General features: G+C 37.6%; 18 protein-coding genes and 1 riboswitch. Of the genes, 4 read left to right on the top strand and 14 right to left on the bottom strand.

The features are described from left to right. Window positions 1–48 precede the first annotated feature (48 nt). Window positions 49–154: riboswitch (TPP riboswitch) on the bottom strand. 457 nt (window positions 155–611) lie between these two features. The 5 genes from RBQ60_RS04580 to spoIVA all read right to left on the bottom strand — a co-directional run bounded on the left by RBQ60_RS04580 (window position 612) and on the right by spoIVA (window position 8,241). Further along, complete coding sequence (locus tag RBQ60_RS04580; RefSeq protein WP_307885392.1) at window positions 612–1,973, bottom strand: sigma-54 interaction domain-containing protein; 1,362 nt, start codon at window positions 1,971–1,973, stop codon at window positions 612–614. A 188-nt stretch (window positions 1,974–2,161) separates the two neighbouring features. After that, on the bottom strand, window positions 2,162–3,748 hold the full coding sequence (locus RBQ60_RS04575; RefSeq protein WP_307885391.1) for a BCCT family transporter: 1,587 nt from the start codon (window positions 3,746–3,748) through the stop codon (window positions 2,162–2,164). 66 nt (window positions 3,749–3,814) lie between these two features. Beyond that, window positions 3,815–4,996, bottom strand: a complete 1,182-nt coding sequence (locus RBQ60_RS04570) for a CaiB/BaiF CoA transferase family protein (protein WP_307885390.1) — start codon at window positions 4,994–4,996, stop codon at window positions 3,815–3,817. 21 nt (window positions 4,997–5,017) lie between these two features. Beyond that, window positions 5,018–6,211, bottom strand: a complete 1,194-nt coding sequence (locus RBQ60_RS04565) for a CaiB/BaiF CoA transferase family protein (protein ID WP_307885389.1) — start codon at window positions 6,209–6,211, stop codon at window positions 5,018–5,020. Between the two features lie 551 nt (window positions 6,212–6,762). After that, window positions 6,763–8,241, bottom strand: a complete 1,479-nt coding sequence (gene spoIVA, locus RBQ60_RS04560; protein ID WP_307885388.1) for a stage IV sporulation protein A — start codon at window positions 8,239–8,241, stop codon at window positions 6,763–6,765. An 845-nt stretch (window positions 8,242–9,086) separates the two neighbouring features. On the opposite strand from spoIVA, the gene RBQ60_RS04555 reads away from it, so the two are divergent. The 3 genes from RBQ60_RS04555 (at window position 9,087) to RBQ60_RS04545 (ending at window position 13,379) form a co-directional block, all read left to right on the top strand. After that, the gene (locus RBQ60_RS04555) at window positions 9,087–9,638 is read left to right on the top strand and encodes a helix-turn-helix domain-containing protein (protein ID WP_307885387.1); all 552 of its coding nucleotides are present in this window, start codon (window positions 9,087–9,089) and stop codon (window positions 9,636–9,638) included. A 414-nt stretch (window positions 9,639–10,052) separates the two neighbouring features. Then, entirely contained in the window at window positions 10,053–12,425 is a 2,373-nt protein-coding gene (locus RBQ60_RS04550) for a glycyl radical protein (protein WP_307885386.1), read from the top strand. Window positions 12,426–12,470: 45 nt separating this feature from the next. After that, entirely contained in the window at window positions 12,471–13,379 is a 909-nt protein-coding gene (locus RBQ60_RS04545) for a glycyl-radical enzyme activating protein (protein ID WP_307885385.1), read from the top strand. A gap of 205 nt (window positions 13,380–13,584) precedes the next feature. Here the strand turns inward: RBQ60_RS04545 and RBQ60_RS04540 are convergent, their stop codons facing one another. From RBQ60_RS04540 to RBQ60_RS04500, 9 genes are all read right to left on the bottom strand, one after another. After that, the gene (locus tag RBQ60_RS04540; RefSeq protein WP_307885384.1) at window positions 13,585–14,592 is read right to left on the bottom strand and encodes an HD-GYP domain-containing protein; all 1,008 of its coding nucleotides are present in this window, start codon (window positions 14,590–14,592) and stop codon (window positions 13,585–13,587) included. 999 nt (window positions 14,593–15,591) lie between these two features. Further along, complete coding sequence (locus tag RBQ60_RS04535) at window positions 15,592–16,773, bottom strand: M20 metallopeptidase family protein (RefSeq protein WP_307885383.1); 1,182 nt, start codon at window positions 16,771–16,773, stop codon at window positions 15,592–15,594. Continuing rightward, window positions 16,766–17,692, bottom strand: a complete 927-nt coding sequence (locus RBQ60_RS04530) for a DMT family transporter (RefSeq protein ID WP_307885382.1) — start codon at window positions 17,690–17,692, stop codon at window positions 16,766–16,768. Before RBQ60_RS04530 ends, RBQ60_RS04535 begins: the two co-directional genes overlap by 8 nt. A gap of 691 nt (window positions 17,693–18,383) precedes the next feature. After that, window positions 18,384–19,361, bottom strand: coding sequence for a threonine/serine dehydratase (locus RBQ60_RS04525; RefSeq protein WP_307885381.1), 978 nt, complete (start codon window positions 19,359–19,361; stop codon window positions 18,384–18,386). A gap of 171 nt (window positions 19,362–19,532) precedes the next feature. Next, window positions 19,533–20,597 (bottom strand): DctP family TRAP transporter solute-binding subunit, encoded by a 1,065-nt coding sequence (locus tag RBQ60_RS04520; RefSeq protein WP_307885380.1) that lies wholly within the window; start codon window positions 20,595–20,597, stop codon window positions 19,533–19,535. A gap of 35 nt (window positions 20,598–20,632) precedes the next feature. Beyond that, entirely contained in the window at window positions 20,633–21,814 is a 1,182-nt protein-coding gene (locus RBQ60_RS04515; protein ID WP_307885379.1) for a M20 metallopeptidase family protein, read from the bottom strand. 165 nt (window positions 21,815–21,979) lie between these two features. After that, a complete protein-coding gene (locus tag RBQ60_RS04510; RefSeq protein WP_307885378.1) occupies window positions 21,980–23,248 on the bottom strand; it encodes a TRAP transporter large permease in 1,269 nt (422 codons plus the stop codon). A 3-nt stretch (window positions 23,249–23,251) separates the two neighbouring features. Further along, window positions 23,252–23,803 (bottom strand): TRAP transporter small permease, encoded by a 552-nt coding sequence (locus RBQ60_RS04505; RefSeq protein ID WP_307885377.1) that lies wholly within the window; start codon window positions 23,801–23,803, stop codon window positions 23,252–23,254. A 68-nt stretch (window positions 23,804–23,871) separates the two neighbouring features. Then, window positions 23,872–25,050: a M24 family metallopeptidase gene (locus tag RBQ60_RS04500; RefSeq protein ID WP_307885376.1), complete on the bottom strand. Its 1,179-nt coding sequence runs from the start codon at window positions 25,048–25,050 to the stop codon at window positions 23,872–23,874. A 780-nt stretch (window positions 25,051–25,830) separates the two neighbouring features. On the opposite strand from RBQ60_RS04500, the gene RBQ60_RS04495 reads away from it, so the two are divergent. Then, complete coding sequence (locus tag RBQ60_RS04495) at window positions 25,831–26,622, top strand: IclR family transcriptional regulator (protein WP_307885375.1); 792 nt, start codon at window positions 25,831–25,833, stop codon at window positions 26,620–26,622. Window positions 26,623–26,671 lie beyond the last annotated feature (49 nt).

Here is a 26,671-nt window from a genome sequence, read left to right as displayed (position 1 = left end):
ATTAAAATAAAAAAGCAGAAAAAACCTTTTATTGGTAATTTCTGCTTATATATCAGCAAGCTCACTTCCTACGTTGGCATTATCCAAATCAGGTTAAAGGGTCGAAGTTAACTACTTCCTCTCAGCCTATGTATAAGCTCCCCTGCTTCTATTCATTTTCTCCATATTATCACAATGGCAAAATACAGTCAATACATTAAATTTTACATACCTTTGAAATATACCGTCTAATGAATTTAGATAAACCCGAATCCTATATTCTTTTCACCAGAAACTCACTGATTCATTTGCCTTGTCTCGAGAAATAGATTTTCATTCAGAAAATGAAACTAAAAATAATGGCCTGATGTCTCACCAGATACAAAAAGGTTGCTGTCTTTCGACAACAACCTTTTTCTCCATTAAAGAAAAGCAAATCAAACCGCCGCTTCCTTTTCCACATCTTTTTTAGGGCTTCTGCCAACTAATTTATGCTCCTATGACATGCCATTCTGTTTTGCATACATCACTAACCTTGGCCAAGGGTATATACAAATTTTTCAGGCTCACATTCATAGCCTGAAAGTTTTGTGGTTTCGTGTTCTAATTTTCGGAAGAAAGTAGTGTTCGTTTCATTCCTCATATTCAATATATTTTCGAATCAATCTATTTGCTTTAGACTGGCTAATTTTTAATGCAGTTGCGACCTTTCTACTGCTTTTATGTTTTTTAAATGCACTGGTAATTAGTTTTTTTTCAAGTTCTTCCATGGCAATATCAAAAGGTACCATTAAGCATTCTTCATTCCCGAGATTTGCCACGTTGCCAATGCTAAAAAAGCTTTCTGGAAGGTTTGTAACCTCTATACTTTCTCCATCAGCCATAATTACGCTTCTTTCAATTACGTTAGAAAGCTCACGCACATTCCCCGACCATTTGTATTTCTGAAACACTTCCAAAACCGCATCAGAACAAAAAACATTTTTCCCATATTTTTTGTTGTTTACATTTAAGTAATGTGTAGTCAATACTTTAATATCTTCTTTTCTTTTTCTCAAGGGTGGTATGGTAACATCAAAAGTATTTATCCTATGAAACAAATCCTCACGAAAACGCCCAGCCTCTATCATTTTTTCCAAGTCGCAATTCGTGGCACAAATAATACGAATATCCAATTTTATAGGCTTTGTGCCCCCTACCGGAAAAACCTCCTCCTCTTGCAGCACGTGCAAAAATTTCGCCTGCAAGTCATAGGGGAGCTCTCCAATTTCATCTAAAAACAAAGTTCCTCCATTTGCCAATTCAAAAATACCCTTTTTGCCTTCTTTATTTGCCCCTGTAAACGCACCCTTTTTATAACCAAACAACTCTGACTCGATTACAGCAGGGCTAAGACTTGCAATATTAATATCAATGAAGGGTTTATCTTTTCTTCCGCTTTGTTCATGGATGTATTTTGCAAAAAGACTTTTGCCTGTTCCCGTTTCCCCTAAAATAAGAACATGAGCCTTTGTTTTTGCAATTTTATCAATAAAACTTATGGTCTCTTTCATAATGGGACTTTGGGCGATAAGGCTAACACCCTCCATCTTTTCTTCTGCTTCTATCCCAGTTAAAAAAGATAAAGATTTTTGCAGCACACTATCGTCATCCCGCACACTTTGAACCACATACTTTACATTGTTATATTCATCAAAAATAGGTACAGAGATTGTAACAATGTTAACATTTAGAAATGTTCTTTGTCTTTGAACAAAAGGTTCTTTGATCTCCATAGTAGTAGGAACGCAGGAAGGCCACCAAAGACGTTCTCTACTGCTCAACTCCTCCAATGTCTTTCCAATAATTTCTTCGGGCATAAGGCCATAATGCCTGTAACACGCCTTATTCGCATATACCACCCTTCTTTCACTATCCCAAATAAATATCTCATCATATACATTATCAATTAAAGCGATAAATTCCTCGAATTCAATGGAATCTGCAAGAAACATAATATAAGCCCCTTTCTGAAAAAACATCTTCTGTCTGCAGAAAAATAAAGAAACCTTCTTTTCACATTAAAATAAATGAACCTCTTGTTTTTAATGTCTTCATTATACAATAGAAATCAGTAATTTTGAAAACTAAAATTACAAGAAACCGACACATGTCGATTTCTTGTAATTAATCATGAAGATATTTATGCTTCCGATTCTTCAATTCTACTTTCTTCTATAATTTGCTCCTTGGTTTTCTTTCCAAAATCCTTAACCATCTCACGTAAGAATCCGTAGTAGACCACGAAAAGAATGACCACAAGAGGTAAACCGGTTGTTAACACAATGGATTTGATTGTATTGATATCTGTACCAATATAGGATACACCAATGGGGATACCAACCAAAATAATACACCATGCAAACTTCAACGCCTTATTCGGTTCTTCATCGCCCTTCAAGTTTTTAGAAACTGTTGAAGACAAGGTGAAGGAACAAGCGTCAAGGGTTGTTGCCAAGAACAGGATAATAACAATTAAATACAGTACCATTGCAATCTTGGAGAAAGGTAAAGTATTAATTGTTGCAGTTGCAATTGCCTCGCCCTGTCCGCTAGCTAACATACCAGGTACGTCTAAAACACCCTGAATTCTCATTTGCTGCTGATACGTACCTACAATACCAAAGAATAAGAAAAGACCTGTGGAACCACTCACCAACATATTCATAATAATTTCTTTTACTTTTCTACCTTCAGAAATTTTCGCTACGAAAAGGCCTGTAAATGGTCCGAATACAAACCAGTAAATCCAATAGAATGCTGTCCAGTCCTGAGGGAAGCCTGTTTGAGCAATTGGATCTGTCCAAAGGCTCATACGAATATATTCGGAACCCATTAAGCCAATGGAGTTAATGATGGAATTAATCATTGTTCCAGTAGGGCCAACCAAAAGGATAAACAACAACAATGCCATACAGAAATAAACGTTGAAGTCACTGATTTTTCTCATGCCTTTTTCAATACCAATTAAGGAAGATGCGGAGTAAAGAATGGCAACCCCAAGCAGTACGATTACTGTTAGTGCAAAAGAAGTAGGGATACCAATCATATCCGCAATACCCGCAGCAACCGTCGAAGCAGAAGTACCTGCTGTAATACTGATAGAACCAACAGCAGCGAAGATGAATAAGAAGTCTACGAATTTACCAAAGAACCCTTTTACTCTTTTTTCGCCAACGCAGTACTTACACAATGCACTAAATCTAAGTTCATTATCTTTTTTGATGTAGTAGTGATAAGCAAAAGGTAATGTAAATACACATAATAACGCCCACGCAGTAGGACCCCAGTGGAAGAAATTATATGCAGAAGATAATTCATAGGCCATTGCTTCACTTACGGGAGTACCATTGAGTAAAGGTGGTGCATTGAAATAATAACCCCATTCTAAGAACGCCCAATAAACAGTACCTGCACCATTACCGCAGAAGAACATCATCGCAACCCAGCTCACTGTTGAATACTTGGGTTTTTTATTACCAAAGCGAATATCGCCATACTTTGTAAAACAAAGTGCTATTAAGAATATAATTATACCTAAAGAAAACACCTGAATACCTGAACCAAAGGTTCTTGTAATCAGTTTCATAACCGAGTTTGCAATTGCAACCCCTTGTTCAGGAAAAACAGTTAGTCCAATAACAACTGATGCAATAATTGCAATACTGATAACCATTAAACCAACTTCATACTTTTCCGAAAGTTTCCCTTTATTATTCGGACTGCTCATAATTTACCCCCTCTCAAATTGGGTTGCCTAGGCAAATCCCTACCTAAGCAACCCCCAAGAACCAACTTAGATTACTTCTTTTTCACCAAATTCTTTGATTTGTTCGTCTGTATAACCAAAATCTTTTAATACCTTTTCTGTATCCTGTCCTAAAAGAGGAGCACCAAACGCCATTTCTGCAGGTGTTTTGTCCAACTTCATTGGGTTATTGATTGCAAGATACTTGCCAACACCTGGATCTTCCAATTCTACAAGCATTTCTCTTGCCTCAAGCTGAGGGTGGTGCATCAACTCGGGGATCGTAGAAACAGGGGCGTTAGGAATTTTGTAAGAAGTAAAGATTTCTGCCAATTCCGCTTTTGTCTTCTTCATGAAGAACTCTGTAATAATTGGAGTTACAACATCGTAATGCTTGCAACGCAGGTCATTTGTAATAAATCTTGGATCTTCAATCAATTCGGGCATTTCTATTGCATTACAGAATCTATCCCATCCAGCTTCACCAGGCAAACCTGCGGAGAAATATCCATCTTTACAAGGATATACATCGTAAGGAACAAGGGTAACGTCGCTGTTACCTACACGGCTTGTCTCTTCATTCAATAAAGTCTTGAACAAAATAGGGCTTTCCAAAATACCGAAAATGGCATCCATCATGGCAACGTCGAGTCTCTGGCCTTTTCCTGTATTTAATTTGTTCAGGTAAGCCATAAGGATAGCTAAGGACATCGTTAGACCAGTAAAGTTGTCACCAATAGCGGGGCCAACTTTTGTAGGAACCCCGTCTGGGAAGCCTGTCATTTCCATAATACCGCTCATGGCCTGTACAACATTATCATAAGCTGCTAAACTTTTCAAAGGGCCTGTCTGGCCAAATCCGGAGATAGAAGCAAAAATAATTTCTGGATTTACCTTCTTTAATTCTTCATACCCCAGACCCATTTTATCCAAAGTACCTACTTTGAAGTTTTCAACAACAATGTCTGCGTCCTTTACCAAACGTTTTACAATCTCTTTTCCTTCTTCTGTATTAATGTCAAGGGAAACGCCTTCTTTATTTCTATTAATTGCTGCATAATAGCCGCTATGTCCATTTTCAATGGGAGTCCATTCTCTGGACTGGTCGCCAACGCCTCTTCTTTCGATTTTAATTACTCTTGCACCAAAATCCGCCAACTGCATGGTACAAAATGGACCACTATATGCCTGTGTAAAGTCAATAACGGTTACGCCTTCCAATACCTTCATTCTCATCTCTCCTCTCTCCAATTATGCCATTTCAATGATTTTCTTTTCAACTAAATCTTTTACCTGTTCATCGGTATAGCCCAAGCTCTTCAGGTAATGCTCTGTATGTTCACCCAATAATGGAGCACCTTCATCAAAACCACCAGGAGTTTCAGACATTTTAATCACTGTACCAGGGATTGTAATTTCTCCCAAAGCTTTGTCATTCACAGTTACCAACATATTACGATCTTTAATCTGTTCGCTTTCCATAGCTTCGGAAACTGTGTAAACTGCACCACAAGCCAGTCTTGCATCTCTAAGAATTTTTTCAATTTCAAACTTAGACATTTTAGATGTAACTGCCTCCAAAGCTTCTTTTAAGCCGGATTCATAATAATCCCCTCTGGATTCATTTGTCTTATATCTTTCGTCCGCCTTTAAATCTTCCATGCCTAAAGCATCACAGAATTTTTCCCACTGACGATCTGTTGAAATACCTACGGAAACATAGCCGTCTTTTGTCTTTAGTGTGTCGTAAGGAGAAATGGAAGGATAAGAGTTACCTACACGCAAAGGTACTTCTCCTCTTAAACAATAAGTCATAGGAGCAGCTTCCAAAATGGAGAACAAGCTGTCTAAGATAGAGATGTCAATTCTCTGACCTTCGCCTGTTTTCTTTTTATGGATCAATGCTAAGTTAATTGCTGTTGCCATATATGTCCCACTTAACTGATCACCCATAGCAGGGCCGGCTTTTGTAGGAGGGCCATCGGGGAAACCTGTTCTATCCATAAAACCGCTCATTGCCTGCAACTGTAAATCAAGACCGATCACGTTTTTCATGGGGCCTGTTTGACCAAAGCCATTTAAGGAAGCATATATAATGTTGGGATTTACTTTTTTTACTTCTTCATAGCTTAATCCCATTCTTTCCATACTACCGTATTTAAAGTTTTCACAAAGAACATCAGCATCTTTAATTAATTTGAAAATAATTTCTCTACCTTCGTCAGTAGATGCGTTAAGACCAATACTCTTTTTACCACGGTTTAAGTATGAATAGTAAGCGCTGTTACCGTCTTTCATAGGCACCCAGTATCGTGCCATGTCTCCTACGCCAGCTCTTTCAATTTTTATAACCTCCGCACCAAAGTCGGCAAGAATCATGGTAGCCAAACTACCTGCATGGGCTTGCGTAAAGTCTACAACTTTAATTCCTTCTAATGGTTTCATATTATTGCTCCTTTCCTAAATATATCTATATATTAAGTTAATTATTGTGCACACCCTATATTAGCGCAAGATATGTGCCAAATAATTATCAATTTTAGGTTAAATTTTATACAAAAAAACTGTAGAAATCTTAAAAAAATCTTAATAAATTTGTGCAATTCTAACAATCTACATTGATTTCAATGAAATTCATTGACATATCTCTCAAATCGTTTGAGTCAATATTGACTCCGTTTTCATACGCCGGCAAAGGATATGAGTCATCACTGACTCAAGTTTGTTAAAAATGATTCAAAAACAGTTCAAAAACCTATTTTTATAATAGCTAAACTCTTTATACGAACCTTTTTTCAAAGTGTTTTTTAATTAAAAATAGCCTTTTATGCCATTCATGGCAAACATCCTTGGATTTTTTAGAAATTAGCAATCTACTTAATTTTTAAGTAGACTTCTTACTATAATTAGCAATTCACTCTTACATAACTGTGGTTGATTCTCTTTTACCCCAAAACAAAAAGGCTGTTGTCTCTCGACAACAACCTTTTTGTGCATTAAAGAATAATGCAAATCAAACCGCCGCTTCCTTCGTTTACGATCTTTTGCAGGGTTTCTGCCAGTTTAATCTGTGCATCCTCAGGCATACGATAAATCTTGTTTTGCATACCATCACTAACCATAGAACTTAGGGTACGTCCAAAAATATTCAAATCCCAAATTTTTTCAGGCTCTGATTCATAATCTGAAATTAAGTTATCAATAAATTCTCTGGACTGTTCTTCATTTCCAATAATGGGTGAAACTTCTGTTTCCACATCCGCTTTTATCAAGTGTATAGACTCTCCTTTTGCCCGTAGCTTAATACCATAACGGCTTCCCTGTTTAAATACCTCAGGTTTTTCTAATGAAATTTCCTCAAAAACAGGAGTAACTACACCATACCCCTTACGCTTCACATCATTAAGAGCAGTAGCAATCTTATCGTACTCTTTCTTTGTTTCAGAAAGCATACGAATGGTAGAAATTAAGGAATAATCATTTTCAATAGGAAGCTCCACGGTTTCGCTTAAAATACGATAGAATAATCCGTCATCAAAAGTTAACGCCACATCCACTGCACCCTCGCCAGGTGATACCTTGTCGGAAAACACTTTCTTTAAAAATTCCTTATCCTCAAGCCCTACAATTGCGTCGGGCACATCTGCCAGTCGCTCCGCCTTTCCCATGATATCCTTCAAACCCTCTACAAGGGATTTTTTCAACCAGTGGTCGTCCTCTAAAGTTTCCACCCAGCCGGGGAAGTAAAAACGTATTTCTTTCATGGGAAATTGATATAATACCTGCTCCAAAATCTTTTTAATGTCATCGGCTTTGAGCTGCGCTACGTTTACAGGCACAACAGGAACACCATATTCTTCTTCCATCTCTTTGCTTAAAGCGATGGCGGCATCGCCATAAGGTGCGGCTGTATTTAAAAGAATTACGAAAGGTTTCCCCATCTCTTTCAGTTCACTTATAACCCTTTCTTCAGCCTCAATATAATTTTCTCTGGGCAGTTCCGTTACCGAGCCATCCGTTGTCACCACAATGCCAATGGTGGAATGGTCGGTAATTACTTTTTTCGTCCCCATTTCTGCCGCTTCTAAAAATGGCATCGCATTTTCCGACCAAGGTGTATGTACCATACGAGGGATTTCCCCATCCATATGCCCCTCTGCTTCGGGAACCAGATATCCTACGCAATCAATCATGCGAACCTGCATATCTGTATTATCACCAATGGTAATCTGAACCGCTTCGTTTGGAACAAATTTAGGTTCCGTTGTCATAATGGTTTTGCCCGATGCAGACTGAGGCAATTCATCTTTCGCCCGTTCTCTGGAGTGGGTATTAGGAATATTAGGTAACACCAATAAATCCATAAAACGCTTGATAAATGTTGACTTACCTGTACGCACAGGGCCAACTACGCCAATATAAATATCTCCACCTGTTCTTTCTGCAATATCCTTATAAATATCAAACTTTTCCATTTTCATTTCCTCCTTAGATTCAGAACTGTATCCATACAATTCATTATATGAGGATGCTTTGTGGCATATGAAAAATTCCGAAACTTTTTTCCATGCAAAGTTATATAAAAATATAACCCTTTTTTTGTTTATTTAAATTTCGCTTATCTCATTGGAATGCAAAGTCTTTCTTTTAGATATTCATTTTTTGAATAGCTCCATTACAATAAGACTCGTACAAAGATAATTTGCTCGATACTTTCTTTTAAAGCACTTGGATCAGCTGTGCAGTTTCTCTTTCTGCTTTATCTATCTCCCCTTCTCGAACTTTCTTGGTCTTTTAACGTTCGTTCCGCTAAACCCATCATCCATAAACTCAAGCACTGAAATATTTGAAAACTCTTCACTTTCACTTATATACCGTCTTAATAACTCCCGTTAATTGGTAATTACTTTCGCTTTCGCCACTGGATTCATCTTCAAGAGATAGCCTCATATATAGAAAGGCTTCCTTGGGAGGCTAAGTGCAAAAAATTGAAAGAATAGTAAAACTATGAAAACAATTAATTTGAAAGACTATTATCCATATTACACAAGAGATACCTTTTTGGAAGTACCCTATGAAGTTTTGCTAAAGCTGATGCCACTTATGAGAGAAAGAATACTGCTTCAATGCTCATTACTCACTTAACCGTGGGGATATAATTCTTTATTCGTTTCTCACTCTCCTGCTATAATTTATGAAACCCAAACTAACAAAATAAGCAATCATAATCAAGCAGTTGCCTAGAAATTTTCTTTTTGCTATAATATAAGCATTTCAAAAGTATAAATTATATGACTTATCGATTATAGGGGAGATAAAAATGCACAGTATACCACCAGACATCGGAAAAGAAATGCGACGAATTCGTACCGAAATGAGAATTAGTCTTGATACCGCCGCTCGTCTGACTGGCGTTTCCAAGGCCATGCTTGGGCAAATTGAAAGGGGTGAATCCATTCCCACTATTTCAACCCTTTGGAAAATTTCCACTGGCTATAAAGTGACTTTTTCCAACTTCATCTCCCAACCTGTGGCAGAGAATAATGTTTTAAGTGTAAGTGACATTTATCCTATTAAGGAAGAACAAGGCGAAATGCTGCTTTATAATATATTTCCATTTGACCCTATTTCAGGGTTAGAATTTTTGCAAATACGTATGAATCCCCATTGTCGCCACGAGTCTTTTCCTCATACAAACGTTCTAAACGAGTATATTGTAGTCATAAAAGGACAGTTGGAAATGATGGTCAGTGAAAAAGTGTACTTACTAAAAGAAGGTGATGCCATGTCCTTTCATGGAGATTGCAAACACGTATATGCCAATCCAACAGATGAAGAAACCCTTTTTCATAACGTAATCAGATATAAATAATACCGAAGAGGCAAAACATTGGTTTTGCCTCTTTTTTCGAAAAAAACACTTACTTCAATTCTATATCAAGCTCAAAAAAGATGTACACTTTCTGCTTTAGTTTTAAAATATATTCTCATTTTCCTCAGGCTGAATCGCAACTCTACAAGCTGATTTCGCAACCTTGATTTCATATTTTTCTCTATTTTTTATAATTTTTCAATAAATAAATCACACTTCCACCCTTTAAATTGTACATACTGCAATAATTATCTTGACTTTTTTTATAAAAAGTGTCATATTAAAAGCAACCGCCGAGCGTTATAACATACGTTTCTCCAAAAGACATTAGTCTTCTACATAAAAAGAATGAATTTACTGTTATAGCGTTATCTTTTATTGTTGTTAAACAATCATTCAAATAAGGGGGATAAAATGAATACTACAAATCGAATAGAACGCTTAAGACAAAACTACGTGAATTCAAAGCCTTCTGTTTGCATCGAACGAGCTAGAATTTTCACAGAATCTCATATGCGCACGGAAGGAATGCCAACCCCTATTCGCAGGGCTCAAGCTTTTCATGACTTCTGTAATGAGTTCGAGATTAAAATTTTCGAAGATGAATTAATTGTAGGAACTGCTGGTAAGTTTAGAAGAAGTGGAATCCTTACACCAGAATTTTCTTGGAAATGGGTTGACATGGAAATGAATTTGTTTGATAAACGCCCGCAGGATCCATACGAAATGACAGATGAACAGCGGGACTATGTTCGAGAAAATATTTTTCCTTATTGGAAAGGAAAATCATTGGAAGAACACTTTCTTTCTATCCTTCCAAAAGAAACTGCACAAATTGCTGTTGACACGGGAATCGTTGATAACGACTCTAAGTGGCGGCAAGCCGTTGGGGAAATCACCCCAGACTACCAAGACATTTTGTTTCCAATGGGCTTTAATGGTATCTTAAAGCAGGCAGAGAACAACCTGAAAAAGTTAGACTACGCAAACCCCCATGACTTGGATAAAATTACTTTCTATAAGTCAACAATTTTAACCAGCAAAGGTATCATAGGCTTTGCCCAAAGATATGCGGATTTAGCACAGAATTTAGCAAAAGAAGAAAAGGACGAGGATCGAAAGAAGGAACTTCTGAAAATTTCAAAAGTTTGTCGTAATGTTCCTGCAAATCCACCAAGATCCTTTCATGAAGCTGTCCAATTTGTTTGGTTTGTGCAATTGGGAGCAATTATTTCTGAAAACCCTCTGGCATTAAATCCTGGTAGGTTCGATCAATATATGTTCCCCTACTATGACGCAGATATTAAGGCAGGGATAATCACCAAAGAGGAGGCCCACGAGTTGGTACAAGCCCTTTGGCTAAAATTCTCTGAATGGGTATGGACTATCTCCGCCAATACAACAGGCTATTTTGCAGGCTATAATCAGTTCCAAAACCTTACCGTTGGCGGCAGAAAAAGGGATGGTTCTGACGCCACCAATGAACTTTCCTACATTTGCCTTGAGGCCACGGAAAAAGTAAGAACACACCAACCTGGTTTAAGTGTAAGAATTCATTCCGACTGCCCACAAAAGTTTTTAGATGCTGTAACGGATCTCGTCAGCAAAGGCACAGGTTTCCCTGCCATTCACAACGACCAAGCAGGATCACAGATGCTGCTTCAAGCAGGCTATGAACCTGAGGATGCCAGAGATTGGAGTAACTGCGGTTGCGTTGTTCCTCATTTCCGTAAAACAGGCCAATGGACAGCCGCTGTAAACATCAACTTTGCCGCCGCTTTGGAGTATGCTTTAAACCAAGGCAAAAGCAGGCTAACTGGTGAAAAGATGGGGCTGGATGCAAAACCCGTTGGAAAATACCAGTCTTTCGAAGAAGTCAAGAATGCCACCTTTGCGCAAATGAAAAACCTAATCTATCATAGCGTCGTTGCCACTGTTGTCGCCCAAAAGCTACATACACAGCTTGTTCCAAGACCTTTCCTTTCCACTTGCGTGGAGGATTGTATGAAAAATGGAAAAGACCTATCTTGTGGTGGTGCCCACTATAATGTAGGTCCTGTTCTTACTGGCATTGGCCTTGCCGTAGTTGCAAACTCCCTAGCAGTAATTAAAAAGCTTGTGTTTGAGAATGCAGTTACTACCATGGAAGAACTAAATAATGCTTTGAAAGCAAACTGGGTTGGTTACGAAGGCCTGAGAGCCAAAGCTTTGAGTGTTCCCAAGTATGGAAACGATGATGATTATGTAGATTCTATCGCAAGGGAAATTGCAAACTACTATTATATCGAAACGAGAGCCCATACGGATATCTTTGGCTCCAAGTTTAACTCTGCTTTTATGGGAATTTCCAACTACATCCCAACAGGAAGGGTGGTGGGAGCAACCCCTTGCGGAAGGGAAGCAACAAAGCCTATCACCGAAGGTGTTTCGCCCTATGCAGGCAGCGATATCTCAAGCCCCCTTGCGGCAATGCGCTCCAGTGCAAAAATGAACCACGATGTGCATACGGGAGGAACCCTCCTGAATTTACGTCTAAGTGAAGATATGGTAAAAACACCAAAAGGGAAACGGGATTTGGGAAACATTATTCGGGCTTATTTTTCCCTTGGTGCTTTCCATGTTCAGTTTAATACCCTCTCCACAGAGGTTCTTCGCAAAGCCCAGAAAAATCCTGAGGATTACAAAGATCTTTTGGTGCGTGTTGCGGGATATAGCACCCAATTTGTCAATCTCTCTGAGGAAATGCAAGAAGCAATTATCGCCAGAACAGCCCACCAATCCATGTGAATCTACTTCTTGTAAAAGTATTATCTATAAAGGCAGGAGATGCGAATGGTAAAACACTCAAATACTGGAATAGTCATCCAAATGCAAGACTACTCTATTCATGATGGTGATGGTGTGCGTACAACAATATTCCTTGCAGGCTGTCACCTTCGGTGCCAATGGTGTGCCAACCCTGAATCTTGGACCCTAAAAAAGAAGCTTGTTCTTTATAAACATAAATGCACTGGCTGCATGAAGTGCACCTTTGTCTGTCCCGAAAAACGAATTCCTTGTAAGATGGAGCGACCGAATGATAACTGTAATTCTTGCGGAGAATGCGTAAACGCCTGTACTCAAAAAGCCTTGGATTTTGCTTGTTTGGAAAAAGACGTAGATGAATTGGTGAAAAAAATAGAACGAGATGCCTTGTTTTTTCGCTATACTGGAGGCGGTGTTACTTTTTCCGGCGGGGAGCCGCTTTTGCAACATGGCTTTATTAGGGCTCTATTAGATAGATTTGAAGGCCTGGGCGTAAATAGTTGGGTTGAAACCTGCGGCTATTTTGATTTTGAAACGGTGCAAGATTTATTACCAAAATTCAGTCATATTTTTTTGGATATTAAGCACATGGATAGTAGAAAACATAAAGCATTTACAGGCTGCGGCAATGAATTAATATTGCAAAATGCCAAAAAAATTTACGCCACTGGCGTATCTATGACAATTAGAATTCCAATCATTGCAGAAGTAAATCTGGACGAAAACAATCTTGTAAAAACCGCAGTATTTATGAAGGAAAATTTACCCTCAGCCAATATCGAATTACTTCCATATCACGAATTGGGCAAAGCCAAGTACATTTCTTTAGGCATGGAGGATAAATTTGTGAAATTTACCACCCCAACAGAAAAACAGATAAACCATGCATACCAAATTTTTCAAAACCATGGGATTGAAAAGGTTGAATACAGATAAGGGGGTTCTTTTATAGAACATTTTCTCTATTCGTTCTAACTGATTCCTTTTAAAGTGCGGTTTAACAGTTCCAGTTTGCTCTTTAAATATAGGTCCGTCCGATAATTTACGTCTAAACCAAAGCCTTCCTAATTCCCCAAAAAACTCCCTGTTCTCTTATTATTCTGTGTATTTACAGCATAATGGAACAGGGAGTTTTTAATCGCTATGTTAGTATCTTCACTATCGTTAAGTTTAAAACCTTCATTAAATCAACTTCTTCTTCCGTGTCAGTAATTACAACTTTAGGTCTTAAGTGATGAATACGGTTTTGCTCAACCACAAGGGCTCTTTGGCCATTGGATAGCTCTACGGTTATTCCCGTTGGATAAGGAGAAACATACTCCATAATTTTTTTAACACAGTAAACATCAAACATAATCCAAGAATTGGACATTAGATACTCTAAGGCATCAGCAGGGTTCATGGCTTTTCTATAAACACGATTGGACACAAGGGCATCGTAAACATCACACACGTGAATAATCTTGGCATATAAGTGAATTTGATTTCCTTTCAACTTACGGGGATAACCACTCCCGTCTTCATTCTCATGATGAGAAAGTACGGCATTTTTTACAATCCCCGAAATCATAAAGTTATCCTTAATCGCCTTATACCCTTCTTCAGGATGAGAGCGAATGATAGCCATTTCTTCATCTGTCAGCTTTTCTTTTTTGTTCAAAATACCTAGACTAATGCTGAGCTTACCAATATCATGGAGCAAGGCCGCCTCAGAAAGCTGCTTTAACTGATCATAGTTTAATCCCATACCCATACCCACAATAACCGATAAAACGGACACATTAATACAATGGGCATAAGTATAGTTGTCAAACGCTGCAATGTTAACCATGTCAACAGCTACATCAGACTGGTTTATCAATTCGTCTACAATTGAATGAGCCATAAGTCTGCAGGCATCTAAGTTAAAGGACTTCAACGCCCTTACAGTACTTCTTTTAAGCTGTTCAGAAAGTAACTCTTTTACAAATATGCCTTCGGAGATATCATCGTAAATATATAATCCGGCATAACCCAGTAAAGATAATTTACTTAAATAAGCACGCTTTAATACGGTATTTGCATTAAGAAGAATACTCCCGCTATCGTTATACACGGGAATTGCCAATATTGAATCTTCACTAATTTGGTGTATTGGTAAATATCGCATTCATCCACCTATTTACTTTCTTTGTCCTGGGACTGGGGCTTTAGCGCCTGTCCATTTTATCGGGATACTTGTAACCAGGAAATATATTTCCTAACTGGCTATTACCATATATTATTTATTTTAATATATTTTTTCCAATAAGCAATACTAAATAACAATGATTTTTAATTATTACACTATAAAGCCACCCTAAAATAGTTGTGCTAAGTAACAAAACATAAAAAAACAAAAAAACACCAAGTTAATTGATGGAAAATTATATGAATCTTAGAAAATCAACTGAATGCTATCGTTGAAAACATCTAAAAAATGTAAATTAACTTCATGCATTTCAGCAAATCTATTTTACCAAAATTCTACAAAAAATGCAAATTACATTTTCAATTTATTAAATGTAATTTCATTGTGCTAAATTGTATTTATCAACTAAAATACCTTTAATCTTCCATGCTGATTTTTTCTATTACATACATTTTCATTGTGTCAGTTATATTATAGAATTTAATTTTCTAACCATTGTTTTGAAAAAAATCTCTTTTTACAATTCCAATTGTGCATAAATAACAAAGTATGCATTGTTTTTTCTGGGTTTATTCATTCGTTATTAATGGATAACTAATCCGAAAGTTTTATTCATTTCTCTTATATAAAAAAATAGTATTTTCCAAGCCCTACTTTTGCTTTTATTACACAACTATAAGGACTTCATAAATTAATTATCATTTTGTAAATAAGCACAAAGTTAACTCCTCATCCGCCTGCCTTATTCTACTCCAAACTTGAATAGGAAGTTGCCATCAGCATTATTAAGTTACTCTGACATTGTAGTCAACACCCACTCCCTTTTTACATACCTTTAACTAATTACCACCAATTTAAGCTACTAAAAAATCCCCACTTTTTATCAAAGTGAGGATTCCCATTAAACTTTTAAAAAATGTGTGCCACGCCAATAAGCCTGCCCCTTATTACATGAAAAAAATTGCAGTTGTCAACAAATTACTCATTTAAATATTTCAGAGCAGCCCGAATTTGTAATTCCGTACCAAATTTCATAACATCCTCATCAATACTAAACTGAGGGTGGTTTTGGGGAAATACATTTCCTTTTTCCTCGTCATATACCCCTAAAAACGACATGACTGAAGGAACTCTGTGGCTAACCTCTGCAAAATCTTCTCCCATTAAACCCGTAAAGCTATCAATATTAAACTCTGTTCCAAACGTATTCGATGCCACACTTTTCATAAGATATACTAGCTTCTTATCATTAATCAAGGAGGGGTTACTAGGGATAAATTCGATTCTATACTCCATAGAAAAGGTTTCACAAACCCCTCGAATCACCCTTTTAAACGCCGCCATTACCCTCTCCTTATTCTCCTTTTCATCGGGAAAAAGAAATCTAATTGTTCCCCCCATCTTTACTTCATCGGAAATTATGGTTCTAGCGGTCCCTCCAGAAATCTGGCCAATCATAATAACCATGGGATGCATGGGACTGTATTCCCTTGTTTCTAAATATTGAAGTGCTTCAATAATCTTTGCAGCACACATAATTGCATCTTTTCCCGCATTCGGTGCAGAAGTATTTCCAGATTTACCGTAAATAATAATTTCAAATTCCTCTGTCGTCCCTAAAACAGCCCCAGCAGTAAGACCCAAACGGCCTGATTCTATGGCGCTCCAATGCCTTAATGCAAACGCCGCATCCACCCCAGGATTCTCTAGAATTCCATCGTCAATCATAGATAACATTCCGGCTTCTTCTTCATTGGGCTGAAAAACAAACTTTATATTGCCCTTGAACTCATCCCGGTGTCTGGCAAGAACCTTAGCAACAACCAACAATACCGCCATATCCCCATCGTGGCCCGCCGCATGCATCACACCCTCAGAAATCGAAGAAAATGGCAGGCCTGTTTTTTCCTGCATAGGCAAGGCATCCATACTAGCACGTATTAAAATAGTCTTTCCCGGGCCTTTATCCCCGTTTAAGACACCAACCACACCCGTTCTGGAAATGTTTTTCACTTCCATATCTAATTTTTTTAGATAATCGTAAATTATTTTAGAAGTCCTAAATTCTTTAAATCCGAGTTCGGGATTTTCATGAAAATCCCTTCTTAGTGCGATAAGTTCACTTTCGAAACCACTTACTACCTTTTTCACATCAATCATAGTCTATCTCCCCAACATTCCTTGATTCAATTACTTTTTTCTGTGGCTGTATACTTAAAACATATACTGCACTTATAATAAGTACTATCCCCACAATTTTAAAAAATGTGATTGGTTCGTCATATAAAATGATGCCCGCAATCGTTGCCACCATTAATTCAAATGTAGAAATAACCGCCGCAACACTTACCTCTACTTTTGAAAGCCCTTTTACATATAGCATATAAGGCACAACTGAAACAACGATAGCATACAAAACCATAAAGGGCAATGTATTGGTTTGAAAAATTTTTGAAATCGTCGTAATGGGGTTTGCAAGAACAGCCATAAAAACCGTAGCAATCATAAAGGTATAGAGTGTAACCGTTTCAGAACGATATTTATTCAAGGATCGCTTTCCAATTACATCATAAATTGCAAAACCAATACCCGAAGCAATGCCCCACAAAAATCCTTTCATCGTAAAGATAATAGCCCCTGATGAGAAAATACCAGAAATACAGATGCAACCGGAGATGGTTAATAAAATGATACATAGCTTTTTCAGCGTTATTTTTTCCCGAAAAATAAACGCAGAAAACACCAATACAAATGCAGTTTTCGTATAAAGCATTGCCCCTGCAAGCCCTACCCCGATTTCATTCACCGTAAATATATAGGCAACGGAATAAAGTGAGTATCCTAAAATGCTAATGGCAATGAGATCCTTTAAATCGCCTTTACTTTGAAGCTTAAGAATTGTTTTGTCTTTCCCATAAAAATATACCATGAGAATAAGCATTGCAATAAAAGTCTTAATAAATCCCATCTCAAATGGAGTAAATCCATAGTGGGTAATGACTTTTGTAAATATACCACTTACACCCCAGCAAAAAGCTGCGATTAGAATAAATACTGCATAAATTTTACTCCCTTTCATACTATCTCCCCTTAAAAAAATAAGGCCGCATCAAGGAAATATTTTTATTTCAGTTGAAGCGACCTAGTCAAAAGTCTATTTTCTATGTTTCTTCGGCTTCTTAGTTGAAACGCAAATTCAGCCAAGCATAACCTCTTATGAGAAAAACAAGTCTATTTAAAAAAACTTATACTTCTTATAATGCTTTGCCTGCAAAGGCTTTTCCAAATCAAACCATATGCTGATACACAAATCATTACTATCTTCTTTCTTCATTGCGTAAGCAACCCTGTTGCACTTGCTCCTTCCATATGCTGTGTATGATTTACAAATGTAAACTCTATGACACTAGCTATTTTGTCTTGGAAATTTTAAAAATTTCATCCACATAATCTCTTACAATTTCAGATGTATATTTGCTTTCCAGATCGATAACACAAAGGAGGCTGTCTACAAACGTCGTAGCCTTAGGAATTTAAATGGGTTTCCAGCTTTCAAACTTCAAAACTTTCTCTAACGCCTTTGTCATCCGTATCGTCTTCTTCCAAAAAACTGTTTCAGCATAAAAAACTGTTTTCCTAAAATCTTATACTACAAAAGAAAGCACATTTTTGCTATATCTGCCACCTGCAAACTTCGCTTTTCAAAGGCTTCCTATTTAAGAAAAAACCCCAAGCAAATAAAATTTGCGAAGGGTTTTTTTAATTACATATTAAAAGTGGTCGTTTACAATCTGTTTTACCTGAGACATAGGAATTCCACAGCCTGTAACAATAATAGCCACGTTGCTTCCGGGTTTAATATAGCCTTCTCTCATAGCAAGAGCAACGCCGGTAGCACTCGCTCCTTCGGCAATCAAATGATGATTCTCCATAATATAAGCAATGCCTTTTGCGATTTCTTCTTCGCTAACCTGAATTGTCTCGTCAACAAAATCACGTGTAATATCAAAAGTATATTTGTTATCCAAGCCAATACCACCAAGCAGGCTGTCTGCAAGAGTTTCTTCCTCAGGCATTTCAATTGGATGACCTACCTTGAGGCTTTCAATCATAACCGCTGCTCTTTGGTGAGAAACACCAATCAGTTTCACATCAGGAACAGTAAGTTTAAAGCCAAGTGTAACACCTGACATAAGACCGCCACCAGAAAGGGGAACAATCGCTGTATCAATTTCTGGGCAATCTTCAAGAATTTCAAGGCTCATTGTACCCTGTCCACAGATGATTTCTTTATCATCAAAAGGAGGGATAACTACAACGCCCTCTTTTTCCTCTAATTCATAGCAATAAACACCTGCTGCATCCTGAGAATCCCAGTTCTGCAAAATTTCAGGGTTCCATCTGCTAATGGCTTTTACTTTAACCGCAGGTACAGCCTTAGACATACAAACGGTAGCTTTGATACCTAAACGGCTTGCAATATGAGCAACTGCCATACCATGGTTACCTGTTGAAAAAGTGGATACACCTTTTGCTTTTTGCTCATCTGTCAAACTTAAAATTTTGTTAGCCGCACCTCTAACCTTAAATGCTCCAATTGCCTGAAGATTCTCAAACTTAAGGTAAATATTCGCCCCTGTTTTTTCACTCAATTCGGGTGAATATACGAGGGGTGTTCTTGTAATGTAAGGTGCAATTCTTTTTTTTGCTCTCCAAAAATCTCTTGAAGTAATATCTTTTACCTGCATAACTTCCTCCAAATCCTTAAAATGTGCTTTTTTTATCCGCCCAAAGAATAGACTCTTCGGGCGGATTTTATAAATGTCACATTTTATATTTCACTTATTACAAATATTATCCAGAGTATCTCGAAAACAGCCTAGTCTTTCGTAAAAAGGAGCCTTCTAAAAACCCTTAAATTATTTCGCCTCTACAGCTGCAACTTCTTCAATCAACTTGTCAAGGATTGTAGCACCGTCTTCACCAACGATTTTCTTGTATTCGCCGTATGCTTTCTGCGCTGCTTCTTCGTAAGCTGCTCTTTCTTCATCTGTAAGAGTTTCAACGATGATGTCAGATTCTGCTGTAATCTTATCCAAAGCGCCACCGTTCAATTCTTCCTGAATTTCAAAAGAACGAGGAACCATTTCACTGATTGTATCTAAAACAATCTGCTGAATGTCAGCGGGCAAACCATCAAAGAATGTAGGGTTTACACAAGTTGCTGTGATGAACAAGTTGGAGTTTGCTTCTGTTAAATATTTCTGTACTTCATGGAACTTAGAAGTATGGATTGCACTTGTAGGGTTTTCCTGACCTTCGATCATATTGAGCTGTAAACCGGAGTAAACTTCTGTGTAGCTCATAGGTGTAGGGTTTGCACCATATGCTTCATAAGCTGCAATGATCATAGGAGACTGCATTGTTCTGAACTTCAAACCTTTAAAGCTGTTGATGTCTTTCAAAGATTTGTTCGCTGTCCAAGCCATAGCGCCTTCTGTCCAGAAGCTCAAAGGTTTAATTTTCTTTTCAACATATTTGTCATGAAGCATTACGTTTAACGCTTCACTTGTCTGCAGTACTTCCTGTGTTTTAGCCCATTCCTGAGGGAACAAGAAATGTAAAGAGAACAACTGGTTTTCAGGAACTACTGTACCTGTGTTTCCTGGGCTGATAATGGCAAACTCAAGACCACCGTTCTGAAGCAATTCACACTGTTGTAAAGCGTCACCAATCTGACCTACAGGGTAAATTTCAAGGTTAATTCTACCCTCAGAGTTTTCATTCAGCTTCTGTGCAAACTCTTTTGCATAAACATCCTGCATGTCACCTTCATACTCTTCGTGAGCCATTCTCCATGTGTATGTTTCTGTACCGTCACTTTCGCCACCAGTTGAAGATGCACTGCCACCACCTGCACAACCACTTAAAACGCCGATAGACATAACACTCGCCATTGCCATTGCAAATAATTTCTTTTTCATGAACTTTTCCTCCTTAAAAATCTTACATTATTGGTTTATTTATTTAGGTAAGCCAATACACTTCTTACCTGAAGCTCAACACCATATTTCATCATGCTTTCATCAATATCAAACTTTGCATGGTGATGGGGGAAATCACATTTCTTCTGGGTATCTGCAATTCCTACCCAAGTCATTACGGAAGGAACTCTTTGACTAAACTCAGCGAAGTCCTCACCAGCAAGACTCTTGAACTCATCCACATTGTCTCTCGTTTCAAATACTTCAGCTGCAGCATCCTTTACAATGGATACCATTTCACTATTGTTAAAAAGAGAAGGATTGCTTGGAATATATGTAAGCTTATAATCCAAGTCGTTAGCCATACAAGTACCCTTTACTACTCTTTCGAAAGCTTCTAAAACGATAGGCTTATTTTTTTCTTCATCTGGAAAAAGGAATCTTATGGTACCGCCAAGTTTTACGCTTCCAGTAATAATATTTCTTGCTGTGCCGCCGTTGATATAACCAAACATCACAGCGATGGGTAATAAAGGATTAAACTCTCTGGTTCCTAACTGCTGCATAGCCTGTACCACATTACAAGCACCCAATAAAGCATCTTTTGCTGTATGAGGTGTAGAGGTATGACCTGCTTTACCGATAATCTCAAGTTCGAATTCTTCAGTTGTACCTAAGATAGGTCCTTCTGAAAGTCCAACGTGTCCGGTTTTAATTGGACTCCAAAGATGCAAAGCAAGGGCTGCATCTACACGAGGGTTTTCCAACACACCCGCTTCAATCATGTTTAAAGCACCCGCTTCTTCTTCATTTGGCTGAAAAACAAACTTTACGTTGCCTTTCAACTCGTCCTTGTGAGCCGCAAGAATCTTTGCAACAATAAGCTGAACTGCTGTGTGGCCATCGTGTCCGCAAGCATGCATAACGCCTTTTGTTTTACTTGCATAAGGCAAGCCTGTTTCTTCTTCAACAGGAAGTGCGTCCATATCGGCACGAAGCATAATGGTTTTCCCTTCGCCAGCGCCGCCCCTAAGAACTGCCACAACTCCTGTTTTGGTTACAATCTCAGGCTCTAAACCTAAATCTTTTAAGTAGTCACATACAAGCTTAGATGTACGGAATTCTTGGTAACCCAATTCTGGATTTTCATGAATGTCTCTTCTAATTGCAATAAGCTCACTTTCAAGCTCTGCAACTTCTTTTTTAATGTCAAACATTATTTTTCCTCCTAAACTGCCTTACCTTTTGATTTAACAAACTGAGTGTGTTAATCAAAATTTACGAAATCGTGGTTGACATCATTGGCAACCTATGCAGTAAGGGTTTGCACCCTTACTGCATAATCTTTTGTATATTTCCCTTTAAAAGGGCTTATCCCAATATTAGTTAATTAAGAACAAAGAAAGCTGAGGGAAGAAGATTACAATTAAGGTTACAATCGCTAACATAATCAGGTATGGAGGCAAGCCTTTTACGATATCACCATATGGACGGTTGAATATTGCACAGCCCGTAAAGATGTTACATCCAAAAGGAGGAGAAACAGAGCCGATTGCCGCCTGCAATGTGATGATAATCCCTAAGTGAATGGGATCGATACCCGCCTGCATTGCCAGTGGGAAGAAAATTGGTGAAAGAATAATGATTACAACCAAAGAGTCTACGAACATACAACCGATGAAGAAGAACACTGTAACCGTAACCAAAATCTTCAACGCAGAAGGATCTACACCCAGAATGGAAGATGTCAGCATCTGAGGGATCTTTGCGTAGGAGATAACCCAAGAGAATAACTGTCCGCCTGCTACCAAGATAAATACGGCGCAAGTAACAACCGCTGTGCTTAACGCAATTTTCTGAAGGTCTTTCAATTTTACGTTTCTGTAAACCAGCATCTCAAGGATTAAAGCGTATAAAACTGCGATTGCAGAAGCCTCTGTAGGGCTGAAGTAACCGCCGTAGATACCTACGAAAATGATGATAGGGAAGCCCAATGGAAGGATGGCTCTTTTGAAAGCGTCCGCTCTCTGAGGCCATGTTGCTTTTTCCTGACGAGGCATCTTTTTAAATCTTGCAAATAAGTAGCTGTATGCAGCAAAGAAAATAAGCATTAATATACCAGGGCCAACACCGGCAATAAAGAGATCACCAACGGAAGAGCCAGTAACAACAGCGTACATAATCATAGAAATACTAGGTGGAATTAATAATGCAATAATAGCGGAACAGATAATCAAACCTGAACTATCGCTGTCTCTGTACCCTAATTTTAAAAGTCTTTGACGCATAGGTCTACCAATCGCAACTACGGTTGCCTGTGTAGAACCAGAAATAGCACCAAACATTGTACATGTTGCAGCTGTTGTAATTGCCATACCACCATGGATATGACCAACAAATGTTTCAACAAGGTCTAACAATCTCTGTGTTGTAGAACCTGCACACATAATGTCAGCTGCAAAGATGAACATAGGTACAGAAAGGAGAACCTGCGCAGAAACGCCGGCAATCAACTGCTGGATTGACATCGCTAAATCCATGTTAGGCATAAATCCAATCATAACTGCTAAAGGAGCAGCAACCATTGGTATTACCATAGGGAAATTGAAAATCAAGAAAAAAACCATTAAACCTAATAACAAACCTACCATTGTTTAGTTCACCTCTCCTTTCTCAAGTTCTTCTAAGTCATCCATGTTTTCACCATGTTTATAAATACTTGAAATGTAAATTTCATCTTTGTTTTTAATATTCAAAACGAAAGTTCTCATATATTCGATACCGCCCAAGAAGAATCCCATAGGAATAGGGCTGTAAGTAATCCACATAGGGATTCTAAGTGCTGCTGTAACTCTACCCAGTTCCTGTACACTCATTACATAATAAAGGCTAAGGTAGGTTAAGTAGAACATAATGATAGCAGTTACCAAAGAAATGATACACATCATTAGTTTCTTTCCAGTTCTATTCACCATATCATACACAACGGACATACTGATGTGTCTTGCCTGTCTTGCACAATACCCAATACCAAAAAATGTTACAATAATATTCAGCATCTGACCTACTTCTTCTGTAAAGGTCAAACTTGAATTTAAAACCGCTCTTGCGATTACACCACTAATTAAAATTGCTGCCATTAAAATAATGGAAAAACTGAGAAAAAATTCTTCAACCTTTGAAATTATCTCATCGACTTTTTTCACTTTAAAACTCCCCTCTTATTTTTTGGATACACAGAGAATTTCCTCTGTGTATCCAAAATCAGATTTGATTATTTCTTTACCAAAAGTTCTCTTCTGAAGTTACAGAATGGAACTGCACCTTTTTCAGTAATATAGAAAGGTTCACTTGTATCTACACCGCAATCATCCAACCAGATACCAGGAATCATGTGGAAAGTCATACCTGGTTCAAGAACTGTCTTGTCGCCAGGACGAAGGGATGCTGTATGTTCGCCCCAGTCAGGAGGGAAGTTCAAGCCCATGGAATAACCGATACGGGAATCTTTTACGAAACCACTCTTTGCGATTGTTTTTGCCCAAATTCTTTCAACATCTTCAGCATACATACCAGGCTTCAAACCTTCCAAAGCAGCTGTAAGACCTTCGGAAACGGTAGCACCCAAGTCAAGAACTTTCTGAGGTACGTTACCCAAAACCATTGTTCTTGCAAGAGGGCAATGATAGTGACGGTAGTTACCGCTTAACTCAAGGATTACTGTATCGCCATCCTTGTAAGGTTCATCTGTCCAGCTCAAGTGAGGTGTAGATGTTCTGATACCAGCAGGCATCAAAGGAACGATAGAAGAATATTCACCGCCGTATTCTTTTGTACCACTGATCTGTGCATGATAAACTGCAGCAGCAGCGTCACACTGACGAACACCAATTTCTACGTTATCATAAGCAACCTGCATTACATTTTCAGCAATAACAGCAGCTTTTTTCATGAAAGCAATTTCGTTTTCACTCTTGATGATTTTAACCCAGTTTACAATGTTGTTACCATCTTTAAACTTTGCGTTAGGCAAGCTAGCTTCCAAAGCTACTTGGCATTTTGCAGAATAGTAGTAAGCATCCATTTCCGTTGCCACAACCTTTTTGTCATGACCTCTTTCTTTCAAAATGTCTGCAACAAACTCATAAGGATGTTTTACAGTAGACTGTACATAATCATCAGTGTAAGCATAAATGTTTTCTTCTGGAAGGTATGTAGTCAATCTAGCCGCATTACCATCTTGACCACGTCCAAACCAAACAGGGTACTCCTCGTCTAATACTACAATAACACCCTGATGAACATAGAATGACCAGCCGTCAAAACCTGTAAGGTAGCTCATGTTACCAGGATCAGTAACGATTAAAACATCAATTCCTTTTTCTTCCATGCTCTGTTTCGTTTTAGAAACTCTCTGCATGTACTCTTCAATAGAAAAATTCAGTGTTTTCATTTAAATCTCTCCTTTAGTTAATATATCTGAAATTCTATTTGCTCCTTTAACAGTAAAAATGTTTAGAAGCAAGACTAAAAACACATCGGGAAAATTGGCTGGAAAGTTCCCTTTTGTATTTTGCCGTCGTCAAATCCATGTCTAAATGATAAGTTAATTGTTTTCACAAATCAATTGAACTGAGCAGAAATACCTCTTGATTTTTCAAAAAAAACATGTTTTTTAGAATTTATCAGAAATATAGTTTCTCTAAACAGAATAACCCCCTCCATCTTACGATTCTTGGCAATTAACATTGTTTGCATACAGACATTTATGACAAAATTTGTAAAAATCTACAAATCCCTGCAGATGCACTGAAAACAACAGAAAAATGTACAAAAAATATAGGTAATTCCCCCTTTTTTTCAATTCATTCTTATATGCAATATGCCTAAAAATCCCTAGGATTTTACAAGGTATTGAATAAAGATATTTTGAATTTGAAAGCACATCATTTTATTAAATTACATTTTTATGAATTAAATACTATTTTTTTCCATATTGTTTTTTAACCATTCCTTTTAACAGAATTATATTACGTTTAAAAGAAATTAAACATTCATTGTTCTTTTATTCAGAACGTTCTTTGTTAAAATTTCTTCCCAGTCTCATTTTGTCCTTTTAAATTCGTTTTTATCTTTTTCCTCTTCAAATTAAACGTATTCTTTGCTATAATACAGCTATATCATTCTATATAAAAGAAAATATAAATATATAGTAAAACATTAGGAGGATTTTATGGAGCCATACACACCAAAATACCCGCTACATACTTTGAGCAATGCTCTAGAAGTATTAAATGTTATTTCACAATCAACTTCCAGTGATGGTATGACCCTTAGTGCCATCAGTGCTAAGTTAAACTTAAATAAAAGCACCATCCATAGAATTTTAGATACCCTTTTAGCCTATAACTTCGTAGAAAAAACGCCAGGTGTTATTAAAACTTACCGCCTAAGCTGGGGTGCCTATAAAATTGGAAATTCTGTGCCAAAGTATCACACCTTAAACTCTTCCAGCTATGCTACCATCATTGAGGAGCTTTCAAACAAGTTAAACCGCTCTTGCATACTTAGTATTATGAACGAATATGCTTCGGTTACCATTTATAAGGTAGATCCACTCAGTCAGCTCCCCTCCCAAGCATTAATAGGCTCAAGAAATCCATTATATGCAACGGCCAGCGGCAAGCTCTTCATGCTAAACTTTACAAATGAAGAAATTAAAAATTACTTCCAACACACGGATATTAAAAAATACACCTCAAACACAATTTTGAACTATATCGATTTTTTAGATGAACTGAGCAAAATAAAAGCCAATAATTTTGCCATGGATAATAACGAATATGAAGAAAATGCATCCTGCATTGCAATGCCTATTCGAGATTATACAAACAAAATCGTGGCCGCCATCAGTGTCAACTACTCCACCGATGAAGTGAATGAAGCTATGATAGAGGAAATTAAGGTTCACCTGCGTAAGGCTTGCGATCAAATTTCTAACTACTTAGGCTATAATATTTTTTAATCCTTCTTCCTTTGTAACCTACAAATTTATACTGGATAAAACTAAAATC

The organism is Anaerotignum sp. MB30-C6 (assembly GCF_030908465.1).
Taxonomy (GTDB): Bacteria; Bacillota; Clostridia; order Lachnospirales; family Anaerotignaceae; genus Chakrabartyella.
Note: the sequence above shows the minus strand (reverse complement) of the source record. Positions and strands in the feature narration are given on the sequence as shown.

Coding starts and splice junctions, on each gene's coding strand:
- RBQ60_RS04580 (WP_307885392.1), bottom strand. CDS start 1,973: ATGTTTCTTGCAGATTCCATTGAATTCGAGGAATTTATCGCTTTAATT.
- RBQ60_RS04575 (WP_307885391.1), bottom strand. CDS start 3,748: ATGAGCAGTCCGAATAATAAAGGGAAACTTTCGGAAAAGTATGAAGTT.
- RBQ60_RS04570 (WP_307885390.1), bottom strand. CDS start 4,996: ATGAAGGTATTGGAAGGCGTAACCGTTATTGACTTTACACAGGCATAT.
- RBQ60_RS04565 (WP_307885389.1), bottom strand. CDS start 6,211: ATGAAACCATTAGAAGGAATTAAAGTTGTAGACTTTACGCAAGCCCAT.
- spoIVA (WP_307885388.1), bottom strand. CDS start 8,241: ATGGAAAAGTTTGATATTTATAAGGATATTGCAGAAAGAACAGGTGGA.
- RBQ60_RS04555 (WP_307885387.1), top strand. CDS start 9,087: ATGCACAGTATACCACCAGACATCGGAAAAGAAATGCGACGAATTCGT.
- RBQ60_RS04550 (WP_307885386.1), top strand. CDS start 10,053: ATGAATACTACAAATCGAATAGAACGCTTAAGACAAAACTACGTGAAT.
- RBQ60_RS04545 (WP_307885385.1), top strand. CDS start 12,471: ATGGTAAAACACTCAAATACTGGAATAGTCATCCAAATGCAAGACTAC.
- RBQ60_RS04540 (WP_307885384.1), bottom strand. CDS start 14,592: ATGCGATATTTACCAATACACCAAATTAGTGAAGATTCAATATTGGCA.
- RBQ60_RS04535 (WP_307885383.1), bottom strand. CDS start 16,773: ATGATTGATGTGAAAAAGGTAGTAAGTGGTTTCGAAAGTGAACTTATC.
- RBQ60_RS04530 (WP_307885382.1), bottom strand. CDS start 17,692: ATGAAAGGGAGTAAAATTTATGCAGTATTTATTCTAATCGCAGCTTTT.
- RBQ60_RS04525 (WP_307885381.1), bottom strand. CDS start 19,361: ATGCAGGTAAAAGATATTACTTCAAGAGATTTTTGGAGAGCAAAAAAA.
- RBQ60_RS04520 (WP_307885380.1), bottom strand. CDS start 20,597: ATGAAAAAGAAATTATTTGCAATGGCAATGGCGAGTGTTATGTCTATC.
- RBQ60_RS04515 (WP_307885379.1), bottom strand. CDS start 21,814: ATGTTTGACATTAAAAAAGAAGTTGCAGAGCTTGAAAGTGAGCTTATT.
- RBQ60_RS04510 (WP_307885378.1), bottom strand. CDS start 23,248: ATGGTAGGTTTGTTATTAGGTTTAATGGTTTTTTTCTTGATTTTCAAT.
- RBQ60_RS04500 (WP_307885376.1), bottom strand. CDS start 25,050: ATGAAAACACTGAATTTTTCTATTGAAGAGTACATGCAGAGAGTTTCT.
- RBQ60_RS04495 (WP_307885375.1), top strand. CDS start 25,831: ATGGAGCCATACACACCAAAATACCCGCTACATACTTTGAGCAATGCT.